The sequence below is a fragment of the Mycobacterium intracellulare ATCC 13950 genome (genome assembly GCF_000277125.1).
GTDB lineage: Bacteria > Actinomycetota > Actinomycetes > Mycobacteriales > Mycobacteriaceae > Mycobacterium > Mycobacterium intracellulare.
On sequence record NC_016946.1, the window covers coordinates 2,203,362 to 2,226,436 of the forward strand.

At 67.6% G+C, this 23,075-nt stretch carries 26 protein-coding genes; 11 read left to right on the forward strand and 15 right to left on the reverse strand.

Translation table 11 applies throughout. The annotated features are described in order from the left end of the window. Nucleotides 1-40: 40 nt before the first annotated feature. Complete coding sequence (locus OCU_RS35270) at nt 41-1,216, forward strand: thiolase family protein (protein WP_009952300.1); 1,176 nt, start codon at nt 41-43, stop codon at nt 1,214-1,216. Nucleotides 1,217-1,267: 51 nt separating this feature from the next. On the opposite strand, the gene OCU_RS35275 is transcribed toward OCU_RS35270, so the two are convergent. Next, the gene (locus OCU_RS35275) at nt 1,268-1,855 is read right to left on the reverse strand and encodes a hypothetical protein (protein ID WP_041787043.1); all 588 of its coding nucleotides are present in this window, start codon (nt 1,853-1,855) and stop codon (nt 1,268-1,270) included. 146 nt (nt 1,856-2,001) lie between these two features. Between OCU_RS35275 and OCU_RS35280 the strand changes: the two genes are divergently transcribed. Continuing rightward, nucleotides 2,002-2,730, forward strand: a complete 729-nt coding sequence (locus OCU_RS35280) for a 3'(2'),5'-bisphosphate nucleotidase CysQ (RefSeq protein WP_041787044.1) — start codon at nt 2,002-2,004, stop codon at nt 2,728-2,730. A gap of 40 nt (nt 2,731-2,770) precedes the next feature. Here OCU_RS35280 and OCU_RS35285 read toward each other — a convergent pair whose 3' ends face one another. From OCU_RS35285 to OCU_RS35315, 6 genes are all read right to left on the reverse strand, one after another. Then, entirely contained in the window at nt 2,771-4,315 is a 1,545-nt protein-coding gene (locus OCU_RS35285; protein WP_014379864.1) for a multicopper oxidase family protein, read from the reverse strand. Beyond that, nucleotides 4,312-4,737 carry a hypothetical protein gene (locus tag OCU_RS35290; protein WP_014379865.1) on the reverse strand — a complete coding sequence of 142 codons (426 nt, stop codon included), beginning with the start codon at nt 4,735-4,737 and terminating at the stop codon, nt 4,312-4,314. Before OCU_RS35290 ends, OCU_RS35285 begins: the two co-directional genes overlap by 4 nt. Further along, on the reverse strand, nt 4,734-5,102 hold the full coding sequence (locus tag OCU_RS35295; protein ID WP_014379866.1) for a DoxX family protein: 369 nt from the start codon (nt 5,100-5,102) through the stop codon (nt 4,734-4,736). The genes OCU_RS35290 and OCU_RS35295 overlap by 4 nt, the downstream gene beginning before the upstream one ends. Before the next feature lie 19 nt (nt 5,103-5,121). Continuing rightward, complete coding sequence (locus OCU_RS35300; RefSeq protein ID WP_014379867.1) at nt 5,122-5,838, reverse strand: NAD(P)-dependent oxidoreductase; 717 nt, start codon at nt 5,836-5,838, stop codon at nt 5,122-5,124. 202 nt (nt 5,839-6,040) lie between these two features. Then, on the reverse strand, nt 6,041-6,526 hold the full coding sequence (locus tag OCU_RS50380; RefSeq protein ID WP_080587927.1) for a MarR family winged helix-turn-helix transcriptional regulator: 486 nt from the start codon (nt 6,524-6,526) through the stop codon (nt 6,041-6,043). Between the two features lie 139 nt (nt 6,527-6,665). Then, complete coding sequence (locus tag OCU_RS35315) at nt 6,666-7,571, reverse strand: haloalkane dehalogenase (protein WP_008255736.1); 906 nt, start codon at nt 7,569-7,571, stop codon at nt 6,666-6,668. Nucleotides 7,572-7,682: 111 nt separating this feature from the next. Between OCU_RS35315 and OCU_RS35320 the strand changes: the two genes are divergently transcribed. After that, nucleotides 7,683-8,411 (forward strand): DUF2652 domain-containing protein, encoded by a 729-nt coding sequence (locus tag OCU_RS35320; RefSeq protein ID WP_008255737.1) that lies wholly within the window; start codon nt 7,683-7,685, stop codon nt 8,409-8,411. A gap of 11 nt (nt 8,412-8,422) precedes the next feature. On the opposite strand, the gene OCU_RS35325 is transcribed toward OCU_RS35320, so the two are convergent. Both OCU_RS35325 and OCU_RS35330 read right to left on the reverse strand, forming a co-directional pair. After that, entirely contained in the window at nt 8,423-9,562 is a 1,140-nt protein-coding gene (locus OCU_RS35325) for a MalY/PatB family protein (protein WP_373368552.1), read from the reverse strand. A gap of 66 nt (nt 9,563-9,628) precedes the next feature. After that, nucleotides 9,629-10,723, reverse strand: a complete 1,095-nt coding sequence (locus tag OCU_RS35330) for an NAD(P)H-dependent amine dehydrogenase family protein (RefSeq protein ID WP_009952288.1) — start codon at nt 10,721-10,723, stop codon at nt 9,629-9,631. A gap of 153 nt (nt 10,724-10,876) precedes the next feature. Between OCU_RS35330 and OCU_RS35335 the strand changes: the two genes are divergently transcribed. Genes OCU_RS35335 through OCU_RS35345 form a run of 3 tightly spaced genes read left to right on the forward strand, consistent with a single transcriptional unit; the run spans nt 10,877 to nt 13,322 of the window. Then, nucleotides 10,877-11,209 (forward strand): hypothetical protein, encoded by a 333-nt coding sequence (locus OCU_RS35335; protein ID WP_014379872.1) that lies wholly within the window; start codon nt 10,877-10,879, stop codon nt 11,207-11,209. 13 nt (nt 11,210-11,222) lie between these two features. After that, nucleotides 11,223-12,302, forward strand: a complete 1,080-nt coding sequence (locus OCU_RS35340) for an NAD(P)H-dependent amine dehydrogenase family protein (protein WP_014379873.1) — start codon at nt 11,223-11,225, stop codon at nt 12,300-12,302. A 45-nt stretch (nt 12,303-12,347) separates the two neighbouring features. Then, on the forward strand, nt 12,348-13,322 hold the full coding sequence (locus OCU_RS35345) for an LLM class flavin-dependent oxidoreductase (RefSeq protein WP_014379874.1): 975 nt from the start codon (nt 12,348-12,350) through the stop codon (nt 13,320-13,322). A gap of 72 nt (nt 13,323-13,394) precedes the next feature. On the opposite strand, the gene OCU_RS35350 is transcribed toward OCU_RS35345, so the two are convergent. Beyond that, entirely contained in the window at nt 13,395-14,507 is a 1,113-nt protein-coding gene (locus OCU_RS35350) for an ABC transporter substrate-binding protein (protein WP_036458671.1), read from the reverse strand. Between the two features lie 76 nt (nt 14,508-14,583). Next, nucleotides 14,584-15,372: a spirocyclase AveC family protein gene (locus OCU_RS35355; protein WP_009952281.1), complete on the reverse strand. Its 789-nt coding sequence runs from the start codon at nt 15,370-15,372 to the stop codon at nt 14,584-14,586. A 196-nt stretch (nt 15,373-15,568) separates the two neighbouring features. Here OCU_RS35355 and OCU_RS35360 point away from each other — a divergent pair, with 196 nt between their 5' ends. Further along, entirely contained in the window at nt 15,569-16,231 is a 663-nt protein-coding gene (locus tag OCU_RS35360) for a TetR/AcrR family transcriptional regulator (protein WP_009952280.1), read from the forward strand. 37 nt (nt 16,232-16,268) lie between these two features. After that, on the forward strand, nt 16,269-17,474 hold the full coding sequence (locus OCU_RS35365) for a cytochrome P450 (protein ID WP_009952278.1): 1,206 nt from the start codon (nt 16,269-16,271) through the stop codon (nt 17,472-17,474). Between the two features lie 12 nt (nt 17,475-17,486). Here OCU_RS35365 and OCU_RS35370 read toward each other — a convergent pair whose 3' ends face one another. Then, nucleotides 17,487-18,476 carry an alpha/beta fold hydrolase gene (locus OCU_RS35370; RefSeq protein ID WP_014379877.1) on the reverse strand — a complete coding sequence of 330 codons (990 nt, stop codon included), beginning with the start codon at nt 18,474-18,476 and terminating at the stop codon, nt 17,487-17,489. A gap of 44 nt (nt 18,477-18,520) precedes the next feature. After that, the gene (locus tag OCU_RS35375) at nt 18,521-19,033 is read right to left on the reverse strand and encodes a lipoprotein LpqH (RefSeq protein ID WP_014379878.1); all 513 of its coding nucleotides are present in this window, start codon (nt 19,031-19,033) and stop codon (nt 18,521-18,523) included. 74 nt (nt 19,034-19,107) lie between these two features. On the opposite strand from OCU_RS35375, the gene OCU_RS35380 reads away from it, so the two are divergent. The 3 genes from OCU_RS35380 to OCU_RS35390 are packed head-to-tail and all read left to right on the forward strand — an operon-like array spanning nt 19,108 to nt 21,375. Beyond that, on the forward strand, nt 19,108-19,464 hold the full coding sequence (locus OCU_RS35380) for an ArsR/SmtB family transcription factor (RefSeq protein WP_009952272.1): 357 nt from the start codon (nt 19,108-19,110) through the stop codon (nt 19,462-19,464). After that, complete coding sequence (gene arsB / locus OCU_RS35385) at nt 19,452-20,960, forward strand: ACR3 family arsenite efflux transporter (RefSeq protein ID WP_009952270.1); 1,509 nt, start codon at nt 19,452-19,454, stop codon at nt 20,958-20,960. Before OCU_RS35380 ends, arsB begins: the two co-directional genes overlap by 13 nt. Nucleotide 20,961: 1 nt before the next feature. Next, nucleotides 20,962-21,375 (forward strand): ArsI/CadI family heavy metal resistance metalloenzyme, encoded by a 414-nt coding sequence (locus OCU_RS35390; RefSeq protein ID WP_009952269.1) that lies wholly within the window; start codon nt 20,962-20,964, stop codon nt 21,373-21,375. Here the strand turns inward: OCU_RS35390 and OCU_RS35395 are convergent, their stop codons facing one another. Together OCU_RS35395 and OCU_RS35400 are read right to left on the reverse strand one after the other, a co-directional pair. Next, the gene (locus OCU_RS35395; RefSeq protein WP_009952268.1) at nt 21,376-22,104 is read right to left on the reverse strand and encodes a hypothetical protein; all 729 of its coding nucleotides are present in this window, start codon (nt 22,102-22,104) and stop codon (nt 21,376-21,378) included. Further along, entirely contained in the window at nt 22,104-22,982 is an 879-nt protein-coding gene (locus OCU_RS35400) for an LLM class F420-dependent oxidoreductase (protein WP_009952267.1), read from the reverse strand. The genes OCU_RS35395 and OCU_RS35400 overlap by 1 nt, the downstream gene beginning before the upstream one ends. Nucleotides 22,983-23,075 lie beyond the last annotated feature (93 nt).

Genomic DNA, 23,075 nt, shown 5'->3' on the forward strand with positions numbered 1-23,075 from the left:
GCCGCGACTGAACGCCGCCAGACCGCTCGAGGTTGAAAACATGGGTACACCCGTCATCGTTGGAGCCGTCCGAACGGCGATCGGCCGTTCCTTCAAGGGGACGCTGGTCAACACGCCGCCCGAGACGCTGATCACCGCGGTGCTTCCCGAGGTGGTGCGCCGGTCCGGTGTGGACCCGGCCGCCATCGATGACATCATTTTCGCCGAATCCCATTACGGGGGCGGCGATCTCGCGCGGTATGCGGCCACCGCGACCGGCCTCGAGCATGTCCCCGGTCAATCGGTCAACCGGCATTGCGCGGGCAGCCTCACCGCGATCGGCAACGCGGCGGCGCAGATCGGTTCCGGCATGGAGCGGGTGCTGATCGCCGGCGGCGTGCAGTCGCTGTCGATGACGCCGCTGACCAACTGGCGCATCCCCGGACCCGAGCTGAAGTTCGAGGAGCGGTGGATGCCGCCGACGCACGTCGAGACGCCCGACGCGCCGGCCAAGGACATGTCGATCACGGTCGGCTGGAACACCGCCCAGACCGTCGGCATCACGCGCGAAGAGATGGACGCGTGGGCGGCCCGCTCGCACCAGCGCGCCGTCGCGGCCCAGGACGCGGGCAAGTTCGTCGATGAGATCCTGCCCCTGAAGATTTCGCAGGCGGACGGTTCGGTCATCGAGTTCGCCGTCGACGAACACCCCCGCCGTGACACCACCGTCGAAAAGCTGGCCGGCCTCAAGGTATTGCACCCCGAGATCGAGGGCTTCTCGATCACGGCGGGCAACAGCAGCGGCACCAACGACGCCGCGGCCGCGGTCGCCCTGGTCGACCGCGAGTACGCCGACGCGGAGAAGCTCAACGTGATGGGCACGGTCAGGGCGTGGGCCGCCGCGGGCGTGCCGCCACGGGACTGCGGCCTGGGTGCGGTCAAGGTCATCGGAAAGGTGTTGCAGCGCGCCGGGTTGTCGCCCGGCGACGTGGCGCTGTGGGAGATCAACGAGGCGTTCGCGTCCGTGCCGATCGCGGCGTGCCGGGAATACGGCCTCGACGAGGAGAAGGTGAACTTCTCCGGTAGCGGCTGCAGCCTGGGCCACCCGATCGCGGCCTCCGGCGCGCGCATGGTGACCACGCTGGCCTACGAGCTGGCCCGCCGCGGCGGCGGCATCGGCGTCGCGGCGATGTGCGCCGGCGGCGGCCAGGGCGGCGCTGTCGTCATCGAGGTCTAGCGGCGATCGCGAGGGCGGCACAGCGGGTCGCCGCCATCAGGTCTAGGGGCGTCAGTTACAGAACGTGTAGCCGATGAACTGGGTGCCGCGCGTGTCGCCGCTGGCGTAGTTGGCGAAGTGCACGGCCGGTTTTCCGTCGTACTGCGTGTTCATCTGCTGCACGGACGGTGGCGGGACGTCTTTGGGGAAGGCCAGGATCATGTCGGCGAAGATCTCCAGGCCGGCCTGGCAGATGGCTTCGCGCCGGGGGGGCTGTGGATTCCACGCGTGCACCACCACCGGCTCGGTCAGCTGAGATCCCGTGGCGCAATTCGGGTCGCAGAGCTTGAACACGGCCGTGCCGGTCCCGTCGGCGCCCTGCGGTCCCCAGGAGCTCCACGACATGTCCTGCAGCGCAACCGCCACGCTGGCGCACCCCAGAACGTTGAGCTTCTTGGGACGCGCGACCGGAGGGACGGACGGGTTGTAGCAGCCGGGGATGGCGAAGCTCTCCGGTGCCGACGGCGGTGGGCTGGTGGTGGGACCCGTCGCGCTGTGGTTGCCTTCGGTTACGCGCACCCCCACGACGGCCAAAACCCCGACCAGCACGACCGCCGCGATGCCGATCGCGATCAAACGCCCCCGCGAGATGTGCCGCAACCGCCTCGATGTAGGGACGTTGGCGTTGCCGCTCACAACCACCAGATTACGGACCAGTTTCTGGTCGGGGGTGGCAACCCGCGATGGCTTCTCAGGGTAAAGTTGGTCATCGCTGCCAACTTATTGAGGATTCCGTGGAGGCGCCGATGAATGACCATGACCTGGCCGCGCGGTTGGCCACCGACGCGGGCCAGCTGCTGCTCGGGGTCCGGCAGGAGTTCGCCGACGCGGAAGCGAGCGAACGGAAAGCCGCGGGGGACAAGCGATCCCACGACTTTCTGATGGCTGCGCTCGCCGCGCAGCGCCCCGGCGACGCGGTGCTGTCCGAGGAGGGCGCCGACAACCCGGTGCGGTTGCGCGCGGAGCGCGTCTGGATCGTCGATCCGCTGGACGGGACGCGGGAGTTCTCCGAGCTCGGGCGCGACGACTGGGCGGTGCACGTCGCGTTATGGGAGGCCGGCGAGCTGGTTGCCGGCGCCGTGGCGCTGCCGGCGCAGGGCATCACGTTCGCCACGCCCGACATCGCGTCGCCTCCGGCGGCGCCGGGCAAGCCGCGGATCGTGGTCTCGCGCACCCGCCCGCCCGCCATCGCGCTGAACGTCCGGGACGCCCTGGACGGCGTTCTGGTCGAAATGGGTTCGGCCGGCGCCAAGGTGGCGTCGATCGTCCAGGGCTTGTCCGATGTGTACGTGCACGCCGGCGGGCAGTACGAATGGGACTCCGCCGCCCCGGTGGCGGTGGCGCGCGCCGCGGGGCTGCACACCTCCCGCATCGACGGGTCCGCCCTGGCCTACAACCAGCCGGACCCGAAGCTGCCGGACCTCGTGGTGTGCCGTCCCGAGCTCGCGGAAGCCGTACTCGCGGTTACCGGCTGATCGGCCGCGCCGGCCTGCGCCGGCCTACGTCCAGGGACCGCTAGACCGTGACGAAGTCCGCCATCATGGCCATGTCCTCGTGCTCGAGGTTGTGACAGTGGACCAGATAGGTTCCGCGATAGTCGGTGAACCGCACGATCACTTCCACGGCTTCGGACGGGGCCACGTCGACGGTGTCTTTCCAACCGTGATCGAAGCGCCCGGGCGGCTTGTTGTTGCGCGACAGGACTTGAAACGGGTTGAGATGGACGTGGATTGGATGCCGGATGTCGGTGATGAAGCGCCAGACTTCGACATCGCCTATGCGCGGCGTCGCAATCGGAGTGCCGGGCTTGTAGGGCTTGTTGTTGATCGTCCACAGACCGGCCCGGCCTTGTCCGAACAGAAAGGTGCGGGTGGTCGTGGCACGCCTCCGGTCCAGGGGTGCAACGCTTTCGCTGAGCCGTTCGGGAATGCTTGATTCGTCTGAGCGGTCGGTGCCGAGGACGTCGAAGCGCATGACCTCCGTAGTGGACTGTGCGCCAAGGGTGTTGACGAGCCGTACCCGGGTGCCGCGACGGTAGCGGGAGAAGTCGACGACGACGTCGAAGCGTTCGGCCGGCGCGATGTCGATCGCGTCATGCGTGATCGGACTGCTCAGAAGGCCACCGTCGCTTCCGATCTGGGTGAACGGCGGTACCTCGGGTGGTGGCGGGTCGAGCCGCAATCGGTAGCGGCGGGCGTTGGAGGCGTTGAGTACTCGGAATCGATACCGTGCGGGATCGGTGTCGAGCACGGGCCATGGCGCGCCGTTGACCAGTACGACGTCGCCGAGCACGCCGTTCATAAAGGGGCCGGCGACCTCACCGCCGTCGGCGAGCGGGTACTGGAACGATCCGTCCGCGGCAAACGATCGATCGGTGATCATCAGCGCGATGTCGCGATCACCCTTGGGCAGCGGCAAGGCCAGCTCTTCATCGTCGTGCACGAGGTGAAATCCCGCGAGCCCACGCCAGACGGCTTGGCCGGTGTAGCCCATTCGGTGGTCGTGATACCACAGCGTCGCCGCGCGTTGCTGCATGGGGTAGACGTATTCGCGTTGCCCGACAACGGAATTGCGTGACATTCCCGCCGCCATGCCGCCGTCACCGGGAGTGACCTTTGGGCCCTGTGGTTCGATCAGGTCGAGCGGATAACCGTCACTGTCGGGCGGGGTATGGCCGCCATGAAGGTGCACAGCAACGGGAACGGGCAACGCGTTGCGGTGGCGGATCACGGTGCGCCGTCCCGACCGGGAGACGATTGTGGGACCGGGAAAGGTTCCGCTATAGGTCCAGGCGTGCGTCGTGAGGCCGGGCAGTATCGGAAGGTCGGCGGCGCGCTGGGTGATTTCGTAGTAATCGCTTGCGGCGTCGCTGGCGACGGGGGCCAGCTGTGTTGGTATCGGCAACCGCGTCCGGTAGAGCGGCGGCAATGGTACCTGGCTGCGCAGCAGCTTGCCGGGCTCGGCGGGACCCAGCGCCAGCTGCGCCGCGGGCCATCCCGCTCCTGCGACACCGACGCCCGCCGTGAGCAAGCCGGCGCGCAGCAGCGTGCGCCGCTTCACGGCGCCACCTCGCCGTCGACGGCGCGCCGGGCCGGCAGCGGGGTGCGCCAAATCACCGCCGCCACTTGGACAATCCCGACGACGAGCAATACGCCCAGCGGAACGTGTACGGCAGTCAGTCGCAGTTCGCCTGCGGCGAACTCGGCGACGAGCAACAACGTCTGCGCCACGCCGCCCAAGAACGCGCCCCGCGGGCCGCCGAGACGCCAGATCCAGGCGAGGATAGCGATTTGCACCGCAGAGGTGAGGGTGATCGCTTTCGCCCCGAGCGAGTGCAGCATCAGCGCGTCGTACTGGCCGCCGAGAAAATTGCCCGCCAAAGCGGCCTGCGCGAGCGCGAGCACCACCATCGATGCGGTGCTGGCACGCGCCAACAGCAGCGGTCCCCGTGTGGTCGGGCCGCGTCGGCCACCGGCGTTCACAGGACCGCCGGGTGTGCTGCAATCGCCACGCCGAGGGCGGCGCAGTTGAGTGCCAGCAGGAATCCGCCGAACATCATCTGGCCCGTGATGTCGTGGGCCAGCACATGGGTGTACACGGCGCACACAAAAAATATGACCAACCCCGCAGTGGCGGCAATGCCTATTGCCGGTATCCACAGGCCCACGATGAGTCCCACGGTTCCCAATGTCTTCAGGGTGCCGATAGGAAACCTCAACCACGACACCGGCACGCCCGCGCTCGCCATCCCGGGCAGAATCGGCGCGAAGTGAACCAGCGCCGCGATACCCGAGAATCCATCGAAGGCGATCGCAGTGAATGTCACGATCAAATATGCGGTGTGCACCGTGTCCTCCTCGGGGAATTCATCTCGTCGGTATCGAGTCAGAGTCTTTGGCCGACAGCGCCTCTCGACGTACCATCTGCCAGAGGGTCGGGGTGGACTGGGTCGTCGAGATGACCACGATGCGCCCGAGGGAAGCCGATTCGGTGACGAGGGAAATCAGATAGTCGGCCAAGTCGATACGTGCGGTGAATGCGCCCACCGGCTCGATGGGTCCGCTGATGTAGTCGGTCGGCTCGGGCAGGTCGAACAGGCCGGAGGGCCGAACGATCGTCCAGTCGAGGCCGCTGCCGCACACGATGGTTTCCATGCGGCGCATGTCGTCGTACACCGTCTTACCGATCGTCGTCCTGATGATGGGGTCGATCAGACGCAGCAAGCGCGGGGCGTGCAGGCGTCGCGTGGGATGTACCGACGTGGAGCTCACGACGATGAGGCGGCGCGTCCCCGACGCACGCATGGCGTTGACGATGTTGGTCGTTCCGGTCGAATAGGTGTCGACCCGGCGGCGGGCGAAGGGCACCCCGAGCGCCGAGACCACGGCATCGGCCCCTGCGATTGCTGCACGGACGGCGGAGTCGTTCCGCACGTCGGCCGCCACAACCCTCAATTGCGGGTGCGTGATGGGGAATTCGCGTGGATGTCGGGTCACGGCGACCACGGCGTGCCCGGCGGTCAGCGCGCATCTGACGGCGAGTCGACCCGTTGGCCCGTTGGCTCCGAAGATGACCGTCTTCATCGTTCGCTCCCAATTTGTCACGATTAGTGATTATCACGGTACATGACGATTATGCACGGTGCCAGACCGAATGTAGGGAGACTGAAGCCGCGCTGCCCGGCGCCGGCAGCACGGTGTCGTGACTTCGCGCCGTATGGCTTAGGGAATGCGGCCGACGAGCGCGTTGCCTCGTCGCGCCGGCCGATTGGTCAATGACCGGCGATCACGCCAGTTGGGGATGAACTCCGGGAATGAGCCCCGCCCCCGCGGCGACGCGCTGAAGAAGGCGGCGCAGCGTGTCGCGTTCTTTCGCAGACAGGGGCGCGGCTATTTCGTTTTCGAGGTCGCGGCCCTGCTCATGCAGCGCGGGCAGCAGGCGGCGGGCCTTGGCGGTAAGCGTGACAGCGACCGCGCGCCGATCTTCGGGGCGCGGTAACCGCTTTGCGAGTCCTCGCTGTTCAAGCTGGTCGATGACCACAACCATGGCATTGCGGTGGATCCCGAGGCGTTCGGAGAGCTGACGCTGGGATTGGCCGTCGGCACTAGCGAGTGCCAGCAGAACTGCGTACGTGCGGGGGTCGGCCCCTATCGACGAAAGCCGGCGCTGGAAGTCGCTGCTGATATGGGCGCCGAGTTGCGCGAGGAGAAACGGGATTCGTTCGTCGAGTTCAGCAATGCCGGAGTGACGTTCACTCGGCGGCTTGGCCAACGTCGGCTCCTCGGGTACTGGACTGTTTGCGCCGCAACGCTTTAAGTAGAAGCGTTGCCAGTGCAGGGATTATCATCCTACAAGATCGTCATCGGCCGGTACAGTTTCTCGGCATCCGGCCGCGCGTACTCCCGCCGTCTCAGAGCAGGGCCTGCTGCCACGACAGGACGCGTGCGGCCAGTTCGGGTCCGCGGTCCTCCTGGATGAAGTGGCTGGCGTTGATGCGGGCGTGCGGCTGGCCCGCGGCGCCGGGGATGTGCTTGATCAGCGGGGTGTCCGCTTGCCCGAGGATGGGGTCGCGCGCACCGAAGATGGCCAGGAACGGCTTCTCCCAGCGCCCGAGCGCCTCCCACGCCCTCCTGTTGGCCGGAATCGCCGGATCGCTGGGCGAGGTGGGGACCAACTGGGGGAACGCGCGGGCCCCGGCCTGATATGTCTTGTCCGGGAAGGGGGCGTCATACCCGGCCCGCACCTTCGACGACACCCGGCGGACGGTCCCGGCGCCCACGATGCGTCCCGCCGGCAGCACGGGGGAGTAGCGCGCAAAGGCGCGCCAGGCATGGAAGGCGGGCGGGGTGCGCCGCTGCGCCGTGGGCAGGAAACCGTTGGCCACCACCAGCCTCCCGACGCGGTCGGGCTGCTCGGCGGCGATGCGCAGCCCGATCAACGATCCCCAGTCCTGCACGAGCAACGTGACATCCCACAGATTGAGGTGCTCGAACCACGAGACCACCCATTCCACGTGCCGCTGGTAGGTGTAATCCTCGATGCGGCTGGGCTTGTCCGACCGGCCGAAACCGATCAGGTCGGGTGCCAGCACGCGGTTCCCGGCGTCGGTCAGGGGCGTGATCATGGAGCGGTACAGATAGCTCCACGTGGGCTCGCCATGCAGCAGGACGATCGGCGGCCCTTCGATCGGCCCCTCGTCGAGGTAGTGCATGCGCAGCGGCCGGGTGTCGCTTGCCGTGACGTCGAGATAATGCGCTACGAACGGGTAGCCCTCCAGGTTTTCGAAACGGGAGTCCGGGGTTCGCAGCACATGCATATCAGCTCCTCCGGTGAACCGGCACCTCTGCTAGCCTCTCTCGCCGAGGCGCATTCGTCTAGTGGGAGATTCATTGAGCTGGGCCGCGCCGGCCATTAAACTGGCTTATTCATGGCAATTCGGCGCGCGGTTCTGCTCATAGCCGACATCGGCGGTTACACGCACTACATGCAGTGGAACCGGACGCACCTTGCCCACGCCCAGCTGACGGTCGCGGGCCTGCTGGAGTCGGTCATCAACGCCGCCAAGGGGCTGAAGCTGGCCAAGCTCGAGGGCGACGCCGCATTCTTCTGGGCACCGGACACCAACGCCAAAGTGGTGGTGTGCGAGCGGCTGTCACGGATGCGCACGTCGTTCCTGGAGCGACGGGAGCGGATGAAAAACGACATCGCCTGCCAGTGCGCGAGTTGCGCGCAGCTGGAGAAGCTGTCGCTCAAGTTCGTCGTGCACGTGGGCGAGGTGGCGGATCAGAAGGTGAAGCGCCATGTCGAGCTGGCCGGCTTCGATGTAATCCTGGTGCACCGAATGCTGAAAAACATGGTGCCGGTAGCCGAATACGTGCTCATGACCGATCCCGTCGCGGAATGCCTCGACGAGTCGATGCGTGGGCTGTGCACACCCATGCTGCACGTGTTCGACGGCATCGGCGAAACGTCGACGCACTACATCGACCTCGCGTCGTTGCAGGTTCCCGCCGTGGAGTCCGAGCGCAGTTTCTTGCGCCGGCTTGGCGCGACGATGAAGTTGGAGTTCAACACCCTGCCGTTCACCCTGGGCATGCGGGAGCCCGCCGAGGGGTTCCGCAACTTGGGGCGCGGGACCGAAGAAATCTCCGCGTAGCCCCCGCGCCGCTACTGAGCGCCGGCGAGGGCGCGGCCCATGCGCGACAGGGCCTCGGTGAGGATGGCGCGTGAGGTGGCGAAGTTCAGCCGCACGTGCCCGGCTCCGCCGGTGCCGAACACATGGCCGGAGCTGAGCGCCACCCGGGCGTGCTCGAGGAACCAGCGGGCGGGTCCGGACAGGTCGGCGACCACCGCGAGGCCATCGCTTTCCTCTTCGTCGATACCGAGTGCCCGGCAGTCCAGCCACGCCAGGTAAGTGCCTTGTGGCCATTGATATTTCACGCTGGGCAGCTGCTCGGCGACCAACTCGCCCAGCAGCTTCCGGTTCGCGTCGAGGCCGGACAGCGTCGCGTCGAGCCAGTCGGCGCCGCTGCGGAACGCCTCGGCGTGCGCGATGACGCCGAGATGGCTGGCCCCGTGGCTGACCTCCTCCGGCATCCGGTCCAGGTCGGCGGCCGCCTCCGGCCCGGCGATCGCCACCGCCGCCTTCAGCCCGGACAAATTCCAGGCCTTGGACGCCGACGTCAGGGCGAAGGCGTTCTCCGCTCCGGGGACGGTCAGGAAGGGGGTGAACCGCGATCCCGGCAGGATGACGGGCGCGTGGATCTCGTCGGACACCACGCGGACGCCGTATCCGCGCGCGAGTTCGGCCACCGTGCGCAGCTCCTCGGGCGTGTGCACCGTGCCGGTCGGGTTGTGCGGATTGCACAACAGGTAGGCCACGTTCCCGTGCGTCGCGCGGGCCCGGGAAAAGGCCTCCGCTAACGCGCCCAGATCGATGCGCCCCTCGGCGAGCGGCGCTTCGATCACGCGGCGGCCGTCGTGCGCCACGAACGCGTAAAACGGTGCGTACACAGGGGGATTGACGACGACGGCGTCACCGCGATCGGTGACCAGACGCAACACCTCGACGATGCCGAGCATGACGTCGGGAACGAGCGCGGTGCGGCCCACCTCCAAGTCGTCCCAGTCCCAGCGCCGCGCCGCGAATTCGCTGACCGCCTCCGCCAGCGCCGTGCCGCACGGGTATCCGGTGTCGCCGTCGTCGACGGCCCTGCGCAGCGCCTCGGCCACCGTCGGCGGCAGGTGCACGTCCATCTCGGCGACCCACAGCGGCAGGACGTCGGCGGGATGCGCCCGCCATTTCATGCTGGTGCGAAGCCGCAACTGCTCGAGCGTGAGCTCCTCGAAGGGATTAAAAGTCACTCGGGCAGATTATGTGGCGAACGCGTGCTTCGGAATCGTCAACGGCAGGTCGACCGAGCTGAGCAATCCCGGCTTCGCGGCAACGACATACGGCACCGCGTTGACGACGCGCATCGCGGTGGCGACCATCGCGCCGGCCCCCGAGGTCATGCCCGCGATCCCGGCCCGGCCGGGATCCCGCAGCGTCGCCGCCAGGGTGCAGTCGAGGTCGGGGTCGCCGGTGATCACGACGCGATAGGACAGGTCGCCGATCCCGATGGGCCAGTCGGGCGCGACGTCGTGGGCGAGCCGGGTGACGTGTTCGATGACGATGGCCTCGCGGCCGTCGACCACCCCGATCGCCTGCATCCGCAGCGCGCCACAGGTTCCGGCCTCGACGGTGCCCATCGCGACTTCCAGCGTCCCGTTGGTGACCGCGCGATCGAAACCCTCGCGGACTTCCTGGACTTCGACCCCGAGGGCGTCGGCGATCAACCGGATCTGGCCCTGCCATTCGCCGGCGATCGCGCCGGGAAAGCTGATCCAGGGTTGGTAGTCGAGCGGGCGGCCGAAACCCAGCGCGTCGCTCATGATGTCGGGAACCCCGTAATCGTCGTAGAGGCCGATCTCGAACGAGTGGATCTTTTCGATGACCGACGACTGGGTCGACAGCACCAGCGGCAGGTAGTCGGCGGCGAAGCCCGGCTCGATCCCGGACGCGTACAGCGATGCCTGGCCCCGCTTGGCGGCGGCGACCAGTTGGTCGCGCCACTCCGCCGGTTCGTAGGCGTGCGGGTTGACCAGCCGCGTCGTGCTGGTCGTCACGACGTTGATCCCGGCTTCGAGCAGCTTGACGTAGTCCGGGATGGCCAGCGCGTCGCGCTCCGGGCCGCTGGCCGCGTAGATGACGCAGTCGGGCTTCAACGCGATCAGCGCGTCGGCGTCGTTGGTGGCTGCCACGCCGATCGGCTCCCCGCCGGCCAGTTCGCCCGCGTCCTTGCCGACCTTGTCGTCCGAGTGCACCCAGACGCCGGCCAGGTCCAGATTCGGGCGCCGGGCGAGGGCGCGGATGGCGATCGAGCCGATGCCGCCGGTCGCCCACACCACCACGCGATGAGTCGTCATTTCGTTCCTCCTCAAGTCCATATCAGCCGCTGGTCTAAGACCAACGGCCGCCGCGGTTTTCGTATGTTCGCGACGCGCGCGGCCGGTTCGAGCGGTCAGGTTTAAGAAAGCAGGCACTATCTTAACGAACAAATTTTAGGTTAGTCTGCAGCGGTGAGGGCCGAATCCGAGTTTTTCGCGCCTCCGGGCGTCGTGGCCGACGACGTGGGCCGGGCCTGGGACGAGTTGGGCCCGCACCTGGTGCACGACGCGGTGATGGCCGCGTCCTACCGCCCCCATGACGACTCGGTGGCCAGCATCACCCGGGCCGACGGCGTGGACGCACTGCGCGCGGAGGGCGGCCCCTACCGCATCTTCACCACCGCCGAGGCAACCGAGTACGTCCGTGGCGGCTGGCCGCTGCCGCTGCACCCGCTGTGCGGCGGCAGCGCCCCCGACGTCGCCTGGCCCTACCTAGAACGCGCCGCGCGCGCCGCCACCCAATAAAAGGAGAGCACCGGTGTCGATCCAACAGCCCCTGCGTGTCGTCGTGTGGTCCACCGGCGGCGTCGGCAAGGTCGCGATCGACGCCGTCAACCGGCGCCCAAACCTGGAACTCGTTGGGGTATGGGTACATTCGGCGGACAAGGTCGGCCGGGACGCGGGGGAGCTGGCCGGTGGCGACCCGCTCGGGGTGGCGGCCACCGACGACGCCGAGGCCCTGATCGCGTGCAAGCCGGACTGCGTGGTGTATGCGGCCAGCGGTCCCGAGCGCGACGGGGCGGCGGTGCCCGATTATCTGCGGCTGCTGGCGGCCGGCATCAACGTCGTGTCGACGTCGTCGACCAGCCTGGTGCATCCGCCGTCGTATTTCGCCCCGGACTGGCGCGACCAGCTCGAGGCGGCGGCCACCGCAGGCGGCGCCTCGTTCTACGCGTCGGGCATCTTTCCCGGCTTCGCCTCCGATCAGCTCGCGCTGCTGATGACGACGCAGTCGAAGCGCATCCGGACCATCACGGCCAGCGAGGTCGCGCTCAACGACCACTACCCGGTGGCCGACGTGATGATGAACGGGATGGGATTCGGCCACCCGCTGGAGTTTCAGCCGATGCTCGCCACGCCCGGCTTCATCGAAATGGCTTGGCAGGCACCGATATACCTGATCGCCGGCGGCCTGGGGGTCGAGGTGGAAGAGGTGCGTGGCTCCCTGGACCGACGGTTGGCCGACCGCGACATCGAGGTGGCATTCGGCACCATCAAGGCGGGCACCTGCGGCGCCGTGCGGACCCGGGCGGCGGGCGTGGTGAACGGTCGCGAGGCAATCGTGATCGAACACGTCATCCGGATGGCCCGCGACGTCGCGCCCGATTGGCCGACCTCGGAGTCCGACGCCACCTATCGGGTCGACATCGACGGCGATCCCGACGTCCACTGCGAGATGAGGATGGGGGAGGCCGAAGGCCACGGCGCGGGGCACGCCGCCATGGCGTCGACGGCGATGCGGGTGGTCAACGCGATCCCGTATGTGGTCACCGCACCCGCCGGCCTGCTGAGCTCGCTGGACATTCCGATGACGCTGCCGCTTTACGTCTTCGACTGAAGGTGTAACGTGCATCACCAAGATTAGGCCACCTAGGAGTTTGCCGTGTACACACTGCGCTTCGACATGCGCGATCCCGAATGGGCCGCGGCCCCAACCGATCTGTACGCCGCGGCGCCCGAAATGTCGGCCTGGGCCGAGGAGCACGGCGGTCTTGCCGCCGTGCTGTGTGAGCACCACGGCTCCGAGGACGGGTATTTGCCGTCACCGTTCTTGCTGGCCTCGGCGGTGGCGGCGCGCACGCAGCGCCTGGCGCTGAGCCTGATCCTGATCCTGCCGTTCTACGAGACCGTGCGCCTCGCCGAGGACATGGCGGTGCTGGACATCATCAGCAATGGTCGGGCGTCGTACATTCTGGCCCTGGGCTACCGGCCCGAGGAGTTCGAGCACTTCGGCGTGCCGATCAAGAAGCGCGGTCGCGTCTGCGACGAGAAACTCGCGTTGCTGCGGCGATTGCTCGCCGGTGAAACCGTGATCGAGGACGGGCGGCGGATCACCGTGACGCCGCGCCCGCTGACCCCCGGCGGCCCGGGGCTGATGTGGGGTGGGGGAACGTTGGCGGCGGCCCGCCGGGCCGGCAGGTACGGCCTGGGCATGCTGGGCAACGCCAACGCCCCGGGCATCCGGGAGGCCTATGAGGAGGCCTGCCGCGAGCACGGCCACACGCCGGGCCCCACCATGTTTCCCGACCGCAACACCCCGTCGGTCGTGTTCGTCGCCGACGACGTCGATCGGGCGTGGAAAGAGATCGGCGACCACCTGCTCCACGACGTGCGGACCTACGCCGCGTGGAACCCCGGCGACGAGACGACGGCCGGCTTCTCGCACGTGAACACCGTCGACGAGCTACGCGAGACCGGAACGTCACACGTGATTATCTCTGTTCCCGAGGCGGTTTCGTGGGTGAAGGCCGGGCAGGTGCTCAACCTGTCGCCGCTGTGCGGCGGGTTGCCACCGGAGATCGCGTGGCCCTATCTCAAGCGGGTGGGCGAGGTCGTGCTGCCGGAGGCCCTGTCGTAATTTTTCCGTGCCGAACGTGGAGTTGTTGCGTGAAATGCTCGCGATTTCGCGCAACAACTCGACGCTCGGCGGCTACTCCTCGCCGAAGCGATCGACCAGGTGTGAATTGACGCCGTCGGCGTCGAGTCGCCGCGCCACCAGATACCCCGCGCCCACCCAGGCGCGCCGCGACCAGTTGCCGAACGACACCCGCGTCCCCGGGGCACCGGACGCGGCCGGCATCATCTTGACGCGCTCGAGCGCCTCCTTGACCCCCCGCGGGCTCAACGGGTGCGCGTCCGCGAGCGCCCGCAACAGGGTGAACGCCACGTCGCGATTCACCACCGGCACACACCATTCCGGGCGCCGCCCGAAGGCCTGCTGGTATTCGTCCAGGAATTTCTGCCCGACGACGTTGCCCTCGTCGTACTGGTCGACCCCGGTCCAGCCCATGAACGCGTTCCACATCACCGGGTTGAGCCACGCGTTCTGGAAGGCGGTCCCGCAGAACCGGGGCGGATCCCAACCCAGCGCGTCGAGCGCCGGGTTGACGAACACGATCCCGAAGCCGAACCCGCAGTGCACGATGGCCTGGGCCTTCGCCTCGTGCAGCGACCGCACGGCGGCCGTCACGTCCCCAGCGGTCTGCGCGATGGGCGCCTCGGCGACGATGCGAATGTCCTTGCGGCGGCAGGCATCACGGAGGTTCTTCAGGTAGGCCTCGCCGACCAGGGATTGCTCGACGAGCACGCCGATCTCGGTGTGGCCGCCCTTGGCCAGCAGGTCGGACCAGAAGATCGGCTCGTCGGTGTGCGAGCCCATCGGGAACGCGAAGAACCATTCGCCGAGCGCGACGTCGGACCCGGTGACGCTGATGCAGGGAACCTTGAAGCGCTCCTCGATGGCCTCTCGCGTCGGGATCGCGTTGTCGCCGATGTTGGGGCCGAAGACGGCCAGGCAGCCCACGTCGCACAATTCGCCGTAGGCGTCGATGACCGCTTTGACCGATCCCTTAGGCAACCCCTCCACCTCGCGGTAGACGATCTCGATCGGGCGATCGATCAGCCCCTGCTCGACGCCCTTGCCGAAGACCAGGTCGAACGGCTGCGTCAGGTCCTCGAAATACGTTGTGGGAAAGCCCTCGGGCAGCCGAAAGTCCATCAGGTAGCCGATTTTGATCGGCTCGGCCTTGCTTTCGTAGCTCATCTGAACTCCTTGGTGCCGAGCGTGGAGTTGTTGCGCGAAATGGTCGCGATTCCGCGCCACAACTCCACGTTCGTCGCTAGCGCGGTTGGTTCGGGACGCCCGGGAACAGCTCGCCCGCCGGCGGCTCGGTGGTCACCCAGCCGCCCAGCTTGGTTGCCAGGTGGGGCGCGAAAACAGCGCCGTAGAGGACGTTTCCGATGACGATCACGGCGACGACGGACAGGATCGAGGTGGTGACGCGGTTCTTCGACCTGTTCTGCGCCCACATCTCGATGACGTTGCGTCCCTGGTCGTCGGTCCGGCCCAGCAGGTAGGTGAAGAGCATCATCTGGATGCCCATCGCCAGCGAGTCGTAGAGCGGGTACTGGTGCAGGGTCCCCTCGCGGATCGCGAGCCCGGGAATCACGCGGCCGTAGTAGAACACGCCGAGCTTGGCGCCCAGGAACCCGTTGAAGAACAGTGCCCAGCAGAAGCCGACGATCAGACCGACCACCAACAGCGTCTGTGGTCTGCGCCAGTTGAACCTGGCCGCCACCCATCGGCCCAGGGCCGCGCCGGTCACGGCCGGCAACACGAAGTAGGAGATGTAGCCGACGGGAACGAACAGCGGCAGCCCGCCCCACGTCATGTCCAGCGGCCACCACGACGGCATCCGGGGGATGGCCGGCGGGAACTGCGCGTACATCGCCCAGTCGTAGGGGGCCTCGATCCACGAGAACGACATCGCCGAGATGCACAGCAGCAGAAGGGGGTGCACGCGCCGCTGGCGCACGCTCAGATAGATCCCGAGGGCGGTGAACGTGATGCCGCCGACGAGCGCGAAATCGCTGGCCGCCTGCATCACCGGCGTCATCTGGGAGCTCACCGGTCGGCCCCTTGACTCCGGCGTGCCTGCGGGTCGAAGCGCAGCACCAGCCCGAAGATCACAACGATCAAGCCGAACAGCGTGCCCAGCATGATGACAGCGCCCACAGTCGCAATCCCTTCCGATTCGAGCTCGACTGATTAGATAGTGCCTACTATCCTAAAGGGAGTCAACCATCGGGTGAGGAGGCAGTGACGTGGCCCAGCGGTCGTCCGGCACGAAACGCGGCGCGGCGGAGGCGTCGGCCTCGGTGCGCCGGCCCCGCGGCGCCCCGCGCAAGCTGCTGCTCGACACCGCCCGGGCCCGCTTCGCCCGCCAGGACTACCGCAGCACGACGACGCGCGAAATCGCCCAGGCCGCAGGCGTTACCGAGCATCTGTTGTTTCGCCACTTCGGCTCCAAGGCGGCGTTGTTCCGTGAGGCGCTCGTCCTGCCCTTCACCGATTTCGTCGAGGAGTTCCGCCAGACCTGGCAGTCGGTCGTCCCGGAGGAGACCGACGAGGAGGAGTTGGCGCGCCGGTTCGTCGGGCAGCTCTACGACGTGTTCGTCGAGCATCAGGGCCTGCTGTTGACCCTGATGGCATCCGAGGCGCTGTCCGAGGAGGAAAAGGCCGACGCCGGCATCGCCGAGATCCGGCAGGCCGTCACGGCGCTCGGGCAGATCAGCGCCGAGGGCATGCACCTGCGCGGGCTGCGCTCGGACCATCCCGACCTGCCCGCCCACTCGACGGTGGCGATGATCGCCGGCATGGCGGCGTTGCGGTCGACCTACTTCGGGACCGAGCCGCCGTCGAGGGAGACCATCGTCGACGAACTCATCCAGGCCATCTTGCACGGCTTCCTGCACAGGAACGGCTGAGCTTTCGAAAGACCGCTCTACTCAGAGGAATTGGTTCATGACAGACACCAGCGCGATCGAGTTGTACTACGACCCCTTCGACTCCGTCATCGACGACGACCCCTATCCGGTGTGGAAGCGGATGCGCGAAGAAGCGCCGCTGTACTACAACGAGAAGTACAACTTCTACGCGCTGAGCCGCTACGAAGACGTGGCGCGCGAACTGCCCAACTGGCAGACCTACCGATCCGGCCGGGGCACCACCGCCGACATCCTGTTCGCCAATATCGAAGTGCCGCCCGGCATTCTGCTGTTCGAAGACCCCCCGCTGCACGACCTGCACCGCCGCCTGCTCTCGCGTGTTTTCACGCCCCGGCGCATGCTGGCCGTCGAAGACCTGGTGCGTGGGTTCTGCGTCCGCGAGCTTGACCCGCTCGTCGGCGCCGGCGGCTTCGACTTCATCGCCGACCTCGGGGCGATGATGCCGATGCGGACCATCGGCTACCTGTTGGGCATCCCCGAGGCCGACCAGGAAAAGATCCGCGACCGCAGCGTCGCCAACATCGAACTGTCCACGGACAGCGACCCGGCCGCGGTCGACGCGAACATCTTCGCGAACTCCATTGCCCTGTTCGCCGAGTACATCGAGTGGCGGGCCAGTCATCCCTCCGACGACCTGATGACCGAGCTGCTGCGGGCCGAGATCGACGAGCCCGACGGCACCCGGCGCCCGCTGTCGCGCACCGAGGTGCTGGCCTACACCGCCATGATCGCCGGCGCCGGCAACGAGACGACCGCCCGGCTCATCGGTTTCATGGGACAGCTGCTGTCGGACCATCCCGAGCAGCGCCGCGAGCTCGTCGCCGACCCGTCCCTCATTCCCGGGGCGATCGAGGAGACGCTGCGCTTCGAACCCCCGTCGCCGGTGCAGGCGCGCTACGTGGCCCAGGACGCCGAGCAGTACGGCCGCGTCGTCCCCGAGGGTTCATTCATGTTGCTGCTCAACGGTTCCGCCAACCGCGACCCCCGGCGGTTCGCCGATCCGGACCGCTACGACATCCACCGGCAGGCGGGCGGCCACCTCAGCTTCGGGCAGGGCCTGCACTTCTGCCTGGGCTCGGCGCTGGCCCGGATGGAGGCGCGGGTGGCCTTCGAGGAGGTGCTCAAGCGCTGGCCGGACTGGGAGGTCGACTACGCCAACGCCGAGCGTGCGCACACCGCGAGCGTGCGCGGATGGGCGCGCCTGCCGGTGGCCACTCGCTGAGCCGCGGCACCGCTAGGGCTCACTCCGGTCCACCAACACCGCGCCGTCGGGCCGGTTTCCCAGCGTCTGCAGCGGGATGTCCCCGCCTTCGGCGGTGAGGCGCACGATCTGCGCGAGCTGTCCTGGGGCGTCGCACTGGAGATAATGGTCGGCGCCCGGCACCACCCAGTAGCGATTGCGGCCCGGCTTGTTCTTCAGATAGGTCTGCCAGACGTGGTTGGGAACCCGCAACGGGGCCACGTTGTCGTGGAGGCCCCACACCACCGTGGTGTTGACTTCGCTGGTGGAAAGCGCCTCCAGCCAACCGGTTTCGTCGGCGGCGCGCTCGTGGAGGTATTGAATGGTATCGGGCAGCACGCGGATTCCGTCATTGTGGGCAAAACACTTGGCCAGCGCGGCGATCTCCGGATCGTCCAATGTCCGCCGCGGCATGAACGTGCTGGCGCCCAAACCGGCCGCCAGCATCTCCGGCGTCGTCGCCGCCGCGGTGGCGCGCCCGGTCCCGGGATCGAGCAGCGCGGTCTGGAACGCGGTGAGGTTCGAAAGGGGAAGGTAGATATTGGCATTCGTCACGATCAGGTCGGCGGGCAGCGACGGCGGATCAAGGGCCGCCAGCATGCCCAGCGCGATCATCCCCACGCTGCTGCCGCGGTCGTGGGTGAGCATGCGGTAGTCGGTGAGCTGCCACGCCTCGGTGATGGCGTAGACCAGCAGCCGCGCGTCGTCGTACAGCGAGTACACATACGGCTCGGGCGGTTTGGCGGACAGGCCGTAGCCGGGAAAGTCGAGCAGGTAGATGTCGAACTCCGCGCGCAGTTCGGCCGCCAGGGCGAAGTAGTCGATGCTCGACGTCGGAAAGCCGTGCACCAGCACCAGCGCGGGCGCGCCGGGCGTGCCGCAACGGCGGCTGAAGATCGTGACTTCTCGGGCCTCGTTGGCCGCGGTGGTCGACCGCCAACGAAGTTGGGTGCCGCCGTTTTGCCACTGCGCGAAGATGTCCAAGCTGTCAGCCTCTCAGAGGGGGCCGCGGCAGACAACCACGGCGGCTAGGGGCACGTCACGTGGATCCCGAACCTCACGTCGCGCACGCCGCTTTGCCCGGGCGTGGTCGCCTGGCCCGTTCCGGTGATCGTGTAGCCCTTGCCGTCCTTGGTCGCCTGCACCTGCGTCGGCGAATTGGTGCCCTGATAGGGCAGCTGATATTGGCCGTTGGGCAGCTTGAGTGAAATCGCGAACCCGTCGACGGTGGGGGGCCGTTCGTCCGAGACGGCCAGCGACACCGACGCCGCGTCGTCGTGCACGCTGATGCGGGTCGTGAGATCCCCCGATTCCGGCGGCGACGCATTCGGCTGGGCCGCCGAGCTCGTGCAGTCGACCGCGGCGATGAGCGTGTGCTTGTTCCCATCGATCATCACGGTCGTGCTCGTCAATGCCGGTGTCGAACTGGGGGGACTCGCCGGGTCACTCTCCTTGCCCGAACAGGCCGGCAGGCTCGCCCCCAGCGCCAGCGCGCCGAGCGCGGAACCCGCACGAACGATCCACGGCCGAGGGTGTGTCATATCGGTCCTCCGCTAGACGGTCATGAGGACTATAGAACCTTGCCTTCTGATTAGATATGCGTTTATATAGATGCATGTCGAATCAAACCACGGCGTGTTGCCCGGCGCTGGGGGCGGCCGCGCTGGCCGAGCCGCAGGCCGCGGAACTGGCGGCGATGTTCAAGGCGCTCAGCGATCCGGTGCGGTTGCGGCTGTTGAGCCTGGTCGCCAGCCACCCGGGCGGTCAGGCCTGTGTTTGCGAGATCTCCCCGACGTTCGACGTGTCGCAGCCGACGATCTCCCATCACCTGAAAACGCTGCGGTCGGCGGGGCTCTTGGATTGCGAACGGCGCGGCACGTGGGTGTACTACTGGGTGGTTCCCGAAGCGCTACAACAGCTTTCATCGGTGTTGCACGTCGACGCCCTGTCGGGCGCGGGATGCGGCTCATGAACGAGGCGGTGAGCGCGCGGCTTTCGACGCTGGATCGATTCCTGCCCGGATGGATCGCAATGGCGATGGTCGCCGGCCTGCTGCTGGGCCGGCTTGTCCCGGGCCTGGGAGGGGCGGTGAGCGCAGTTCAGGTGGACGGGATCTCGCTGCCCATCGCGATCGGGCTGCTGGTGATGATGTATCCGGTCCTGGCCAAAGTTCGGTACGACCAGCTCGATACCGTGACCGCGGACCGCAAACTGATGGCGACGTCGCTGGCGTTGAACTGGTTGGTCGGACCCGCCGTCATGTTCGCGCTGGCCTGGCTCCTGCTGCCGGATCTACCGGAGTACCGCACCGGGCTGATCATCGTGGGGCTGGCGCGTTGCATCGCCATGGTCATCATCTGGAACGACCTCGCCCGCGGGGACCGCGAGGCCGCGGCGGTCCTGGTCGCGCTGAATTCGATCTTCCAGGTCGTCATGTTCGCCGCCCTGGGCTGGTTCTATCTGTCCGTGCTCCCGGGGTGGCTGGGACTGAGCACGACCGGCATCGACGTATCCGCTTGGCAGATAGCCAAATCGGTGCTCATCTTCCTCGGGCTGCCCCTGCTGGCCGGGTACCTGTCGCGCCACCTCGGCGAACGCGCCAGGGGCCGCGGCTGGTACGAAAATCGCTTCCTGCCCCGGATCGGGCCCTGGGCGTTGTATGGGTTGCTGTTCACCATCGTCATCCTCTTCGCGCTGCAAGGCCACCAAATCACGTCCCGTCCTTGGGATGTCGCCCGGATCGCGCTGCCGCTGCTGGCGTACTTCGCGATCATGTGGGCCGGCGGATACGCGCTGGGGGTGCTGCTGCGGCTCGGCTATGCGCGCACCACCACCCTGGCGTTCACCGCCGCCGGCAACAACTTCGAGCTCGCGATAGCCGTGGCGATCGCGACCTACGGCGCCGCCTCGGGTCAGGCGCTGGCCGGCGTCGTGGGACCCCTGATCGAAGTGCCGATCCTGGTCGCATTGGTTTACGTTTCCCTGGCCTTGCGGCCCCGGCTCTTTGGTGCGGCCGACGGTTCGCGGTCGAGCGCCGACAGGCCCAGCGTCCTGTTCGTCTGCGTGCATAACGCCGGTCGTTCCCAGATGGCCGCCGCGCTGCTGCGCCACCTGGCCGGCGACCGCATCGACGTCCGTTCCGCCGGAACGGAACCCGCCGATCAGATCAATCCCGCGGCGGTGGCCGCGATGGCCGAATGGGGCATCGATATCACCGACGTCCCGAAAGCACTCGACGCCGACGTGGTGCGGACGAGCGACGTCGTCATCACCATGGGCTGCGGTGATACCTGCCCGTTCTTCCCGGGCGTCTCGTACCGCGATTGGCCCCTGCGCGACCCCGCCGGTCAGCCGGTCGAGACGGTGCGGGAAATCCGCGAGGACATCGCCGAGCATGTCTATGCCCTCATCCGGGAGCTGCTCGGGATCACGATGACGATCGATGTGCCCGCCACGAAAGGACAGTGATATGTCGCGCATCCAACTCGCTCTCAACGTCGACAACCTCGACGAGGCGATCACGTTCTACACCAGACTCTTTGACGTGGAGCCGGCCAAGGTCAAACCCGGCTACGCGAACTTCGTCGTCGCCGACCCGCCGCTCAAACTGGTGCTGCTGGAAACCGCCGGCCAGGGCGGGACCCTCAACCATCTCGGCGTCGAGGTTCCCACCAGCGACGCCGTGCTCACCGAAAACAGCCGGCTCGCGCAGGCGGGTCTGCTCACCGACGAAGAGATCGACTCGACCTGTTGCTACGCCACCCAGGACAAGGTGTGGGTGAGCGGCCCGGGCGGTGAACGCTGGGAGATCTACACGGTCAAGGCCGATTCCGAGACGTTCGGGCCGGCCGACGAATCGCAGTCCACCTGCTGCGCCTCGTAGCTACGGCCAGGCCTCCCAGGCGATCATGCTGCGCAGCGGCCCGGCGAACACCGGCCGCACAGCCGTTGAGCGCCAACGTTCTTCGATGAGCGGAGCCAAGACTTCGACGGTGGCGAGCGGATCCTCGTCGAGATAGACGACGCTGATGTACTGGTGGTCGGTGCGCCACCCCCGGGGCAAGTGGCTCCACCCGGCGCTGGATCCGAATGTCCACGCGCCGGCCGTGCCCGGGGTGGCGAGCAGCGCCGGATAGTGCTCGGCGTGCAGCCATTGCAGCCATTCGTCCGGGCGGCCGTCGCTGGGTTCCTCGACGATCAGCACGATGCCGCGGTGCGGCCGAAACGGCACCACCTCGGGCGAGATCAGCGCGTGCGGCGAGGACCGCCACTGCAGCAGGCGCAAGCCGGCCACTTGCAGCGACGGCCGCACGACGCGAAAGCGGCCGTTGTCGCGCAACGCGCGGCCGAGGGTGACGAATTCGTCGAAGGTCTCTTCGACCGGGTCGGTGACCAAATAGTGCACCGCGTTGCCGATTTCGCCCAACGGTCCGTGGGCGGCGAGGCGATGGTCGGCGTAGTCGCCGTCGGCGATCCAGCGCAATCCATGCACGATGCCCGGCAGCTGAAATTGCTCGGGCATGTGATCCAGCAGGTGCCAACGCAGGTAGCTGCCGTCATCGTCGGGCGGCGCCGCGGCGGTGAGGCTGAATATGCCTGCCTTGACGCGCATTACGTGGCACCGCCGGACGGGGGATGAAGTTCGGCGAGGGCCTGCAGGTTCTCCAGGTAATGGGGCAGCGAGGTGTGCCGGAACACGGCGCTGACAATGGTGGCGCCGTGCGCGGCGGTTTCGGCCACGAGATCGCGGGTCCGTTCCGGTGCACCGATCGGGTCCAGCAGTGAGGGCGTGGGCAGGATGACGTCGAAACCAGGGCCGAGGTCGAAGCGGCTCAGCCAGTCTCGCGCCTGGCGCAGGCTCACGTTGAACGGCGCCCAGCCGTCGGCCAGCGTTGCGGCCCGGCGCAGTGAGAGCAGCGTTTGCCCACCGATCCAGAGGGGGACGCGGTCTTGGACCGCGCACGGGTCGACGACCATGCCGGCGAAGGAGTAGAACTCGCCGTGGTATTCGGGTTCGGGCGTTGACAGCGCGGCGCGCAGGGCCCGCAGCGCGTCGTCGGCGCGCCGGCCGCGGTCGTCGTAGGGCGCGCCGAGCAGGTCGAATTCTTCTTTGAGGCTGCCGACGCCGACCCCGAGGATCAGCCTGCCGCCGCTGATCCGGTCCAGGGTGCCGTAGCGTTTGGCGATCTCGAGCGGATGGTGGTAGCCGAGCACCAGCACGTTGGTGGCCAACCGAATTCGTCGCGTGTGCGCGGCCAGGTAGCCGAAGGTCGCCAGCGGGTCCCAGTAGCGGGTGCCGCGGCGGCCCGTCTCGGTCGCTGGCAGGGCGACGTGCTCGCTGCAGGTCAGGTGGTGGTAGCCGAGCCCGTCGGCGGCCTCGGCGATCCGCGCCAGGTCCTCGATGGTGGCGTCCTTCTCCCAGTCGCCGGCGCTGTGAGGGAACATCGTCACGACCGGGGTGGCGACCGACAGTTTGGCGTGACCGCTCATCGGTGCACGCATCCTCCGGCGTCGACGGGGATGCATAACGTGGTCTTCCCAGGATGATTCATGCGGGGGTAGATTCTAACAGTGCTCGAATCT